The sequence below is a fragment of the Saccharopolyspora sp. genome (assembly GCF_017434145.1).
Taxonomy (GTDB): Bacteria; Actinomycetota; Actinomycetes; order Mycobacteriales; family Pseudonocardiaceae; genus Saccharopolyspora_C; species Saccharopolyspora_C galaxeae.
Genome location: NZ_JAFRFW010000977.1, coordinates 1 through 3,124 on the forward strand (window position 1 = coordinate 1; position 3,124 = coordinate 3,124).

At 71.0% G+C, this 3,124-nt stretch carries 5 protein-coding genes; 3 read left to right on the plus strand and 2 right to left on the minus strand.

Annotation, left to right across the window (positions count from 1 at the left end; genetic code table 11):
- Window positions 1-343: zinc-binding dehydrogenase (locus IJH84_RS26515; protein WP_295150304.1), on the plus strand; the 343-nt coding region annotated here is incomplete at its 5' end.
- Window positions 344-351: 8 nt separating this feature from the next.
- On the opposite strand, the gene IJH84_RS26520 is transcribed toward IJH84_RS26515, so the two are convergent.
- Window positions 352-1,290 (minus strand): AraC family transcriptional regulator, encoded by a 939-nt coding sequence (locus IJH84_RS26520; RefSeq protein WP_295150306.1) that lies wholly within the window; start codon window positions 1,288-1,290, stop codon window positions 352-354.
- 82 nt (window positions 1,291-1,372) lie between these two features.
- Between IJH84_RS26520 and IJH84_RS26525 the strand changes: the two genes are divergently transcribed.
- Together IJH84_RS26525 and IJH84_RS26530 are read left to right on the plus strand one after the other, a co-directional pair.
- On the plus strand, window positions 1,373-1,801 hold the full coding sequence (locus IJH84_RS26525; protein ID WP_295150309.1) for a pyridoxamine 5'-phosphate oxidase family protein: 429 nt from the start codon (window positions 1,373-1,375) through the stop codon (window positions 1,799-1,801).
- Window positions 1,802-1,982: 181 nt separating this feature from the next.
- A complete protein-coding gene (locus tag IJH84_RS26530) occupies window positions 1,983-2,507 on the plus strand; it encodes a GNAT family N-acetyltransferase (protein ID WP_295150311.1) in 525 nt (174 codons plus the stop codon).
- A 98-nt stretch (window positions 2,508-2,605) separates the two neighbouring features.
- On the opposite strand, the gene IJH84_RS26535 is transcribed toward IJH84_RS26530, so the two are convergent.
- The coding region (locus IJH84_RS26535) for an SAM-dependent methyltransferase (RefSeq protein ID WP_295150314.1) at window positions 2,606-3,124 on the minus strand (519 nt) is incomplete at its 5' end.

Consider the following 3,124-nt stretch of genomic DNA (forward strand, 5'->3'; position numbering starts at 1 on the left):
CGGCCGCGGCGCCGACGCCGTCTACGACGCGGCGGGCGCGCAAGCCGCGGTGGAGTCCGGGTTGTCGTGCTTGGGCACGCGCAAGCCGATGGTGTCGGTGGCGATCTACGAGCACCCGTTCCCCGTCACGCTGCTCAAACTCGTCATGAGCGAGGCTCTCGTGCGCGGATCGCTGGCCTACACCGCCGAGGACTACCGCGCGGTGATCGACCTGATGGCCCGCGGGCACTACGACACCACCGGCTGGGTCTCGCACATCCCTATCGGGCAAGTCGTCGATGAGGGCTTCGACGCGCTGCGGGCGGGCCGGAAGATGAAGGTGCTGGTGGACCCGGCGGGCTAGCAGGCGAGTCAGGCGGTGGTCGCGGTGCGCCGGAACTCGCTCGGGTTGAGGCCCTGGACCCGTTTGAACGCGGCGCTGAAACCGAACGGGTCGGAGTAGCCCACGGTGCGGGCGATGTCCGCGATGGTCGCGGCCTCCCGCTCGGCCAGCAGGTCCGCGGCGAGCGTCATGCGCCAGCGGGTGAGGTAGGTCAGCGGCGGTTCACCGACCAGCTCGGTGAACCGCTTGGCCAGCGTGGAGCGCGACACCCCGGTGCGTTCGGCCAGCGCGGCGACCGTCCACGACGCCGCCGGTTCGGCGTGCAGCAGGCGCAGCGCGTCGCCGACCACCGGGTCGCGCTGCGCGGTCCACCAGGCCGGAGGTTCGCCGCCGGGACGGTCGAACCACTCGCGCAGCGTGCAGACCAGCATCCAGTCCAGCAGCCGGTCGAGCACCACCTGCTGGCCCGGTTTGTCGACGGCGACCTCGGCGGCGAGGTGCTCCAGCACGGGGTCGCCCGTGTCCCCGGAGTCCACGCGCAGCACCGCCGGCAGTGCCTCCAGCAGCCGGTCGCTGGTAGCACCCCGCACCGGATATGCGCCGACGATCAGTGTCGTCGCACCGTCGTCGACGTCGTGGCCGCGGTCGTTCCAGCCGCGCCGGTGCCTGGTCCCGCCCTGCTCCGGAGTCGCGCAGTGCGCGCCGCACGCTATCGGTTCGGCCCGGGTGCCGACCTCGTCGACGAAGGTGAACGTCGCAGGGCCGCGCACCACGATCGTCTCACCGGCGGACAGCGGTTCGGGCGGATGCTTCTCCGGCACGATCCAGCCCCCGCCGGTCAGCACGGTGCACAAGGTCAGCGGGGCGCCGTCGGCGAAGTGCAGCGCCCAAGGCGGGGAAAGGGTCGAACTGCCGAACAACGAGCCGTGAGCCCGTATGCCGCGGAACAGGTCACCGAACGCATCCACCGCACCGAGCCTAGACGAATGCACAGGTAACCCGGTTCCTCACCCATGTGCTCGTCCGAGCAGGCGGTGTTGAATCGGACTCATGAGCACCAGCACAAGTCCCCTGACCACCCAGGACCTCGAATTTCTCGGACGCCCCCTGCACGGGTTGCTGTCCACGGCCGCGGGGCCACTGCCGCCGCAACCGCGGCCGGTGTGGTTCGAGGCCACCGCCGAGGGCGCGATCGAGCTGTTCACCGAGTCGGACTCGCTGAAAGTACGGCGTCTGCACCGCGACCCGCGCGCCTCGATCACCGTTGTCGCCCCGGTCGGTGAACGCGAGCAATGGGTGTCGGTCGTCGGCCGCACCACGATCGAATCCGGCGGAGCCAACGACCTGTGCAGCCGCCTGGCCCCGCGCTACTGGGACCTCGAGGACCCGGTCCGTGCCGAGGACCTCGCCGGGATGCTGGCCTCGGACCTGGTTCGCGTCGTCATCCACCCGGAAACCGTCCGCCGCTTCACGTACTGATCCGCAGCACCGCGCTGCCCACTCCGGGCTAGGCAAGCTACGACGCCGCAGACAAAGCAACGGTCACTGCCCTGATCTTGACCGGAGGACCCACCGTGCGGCGCCTCGCGCAGCGGGTTCACCGGCTCGTCGGCTCCCGGTGCGTTGAACCGCGAGTGGGCGACCACGAGGATCGTCGTTGATGAGCGATGACGTGATCCGCAGCGACCGCCTCGACCTGACCGTGCTCACCCCGAAGCTGCTGCAGCTGGTCCTGCGCGGCGATGCCGCCGAGCTGCAGCGCGCGCTGGGCGTGCACGTGCCTGCCGGGTGGTGCTCGGGAGTTCCGGCGCGGCGGCGGCTGGCGCAACTGGCCGACGACCGGAATGAACAACCATGGCTCGTGCGGGCCGTGGTGCACCGCGACCAGCAGGAAGTCGTCGGCCACATCGGATTCCACGCGCCACCGCGCGGCGGGCGGGTCGAGATCGGCTACGAGATCATGCCCGGTCATCAGCGCAAGGGCTATGCCATCGAAGCAGCGCGGGCACTGACCGGCTGGGCGCACGGCACCGGCCGAGCCATGATCTGCGTGGCCTGCATCCGCCCCGACAACACCGCCTCGCTCGCACTGGCCGCCGCACTCGGCTTCCACCGGGTCGGCGCCCGCAACGACGCCGCCGACGGCCTCGAACTGATCCACGAACGCACGCTGCCGGTGGCCTGACCGCCACGCCCTTGGCGAATCACCACTGCCGCGATCGAAGCGGGGCTCACCGGTCCGATGCGCCACCGGGCACATCGGCGACGCCGAGCACGCTCATGTCACTGCTCATCTCGGCCGGGCAGGCGGGTCGTGCAGTAGTCGCTGTGGGCGGCGAACCAGTCGTCGGCTTCCGCAGGCAGCGCGCGCAGGTGGCGCTCGGCGAGTTCGCGGCCGGTGACCAGCGCGGGAGTCTGCCAGCCGTGGGCCGGGAACCAAGTCGCCACCTGCGGGCGGGCGGACTCGACGTGCCGCAGCGCGCTCGGGTCGAGCCCGAAATGCACGAAGAAGCGCTGCAACTGCGGATGCCACGACTCGTCCCGGGTCTCGTTCACACCCAACCGGCTGCCCGGCGCGGACAATTCGGTGATGCGGGCGAACAGTTCCCGCACAGCCGCCCCGGGCAGATACCGCAGGAGACCTTCGGCCAGCCACGCCGTCGGGGCGGCCGGGTCGAACCCGGCCGCGCGCAGGGCGGCAGGCCAGTCTTCGCGCAGATCGACCGGCACGGTGATCCGCTCGCAGCCGGGCTGCGCCCGCAGCACGTGATCCTTGAACTCCAGCACGCGCGGCTGGTCGAG

Coding starts and splice junctions, on each gene's coding strand:
- IJH84_RS26525 (WP_295150309.1), top strand. CDS start 1,373: ATGAGCACCAGCACAAGTCCCCTGACCACCCAGGACCTCGAATTTCTC.
- IJH84_RS26530 (WP_295150311.1), top strand. CDS start 1,983: ATGAGCGATGACGTGATCCGCAGCGACCGCCTCGACCTGACCGTGCTC.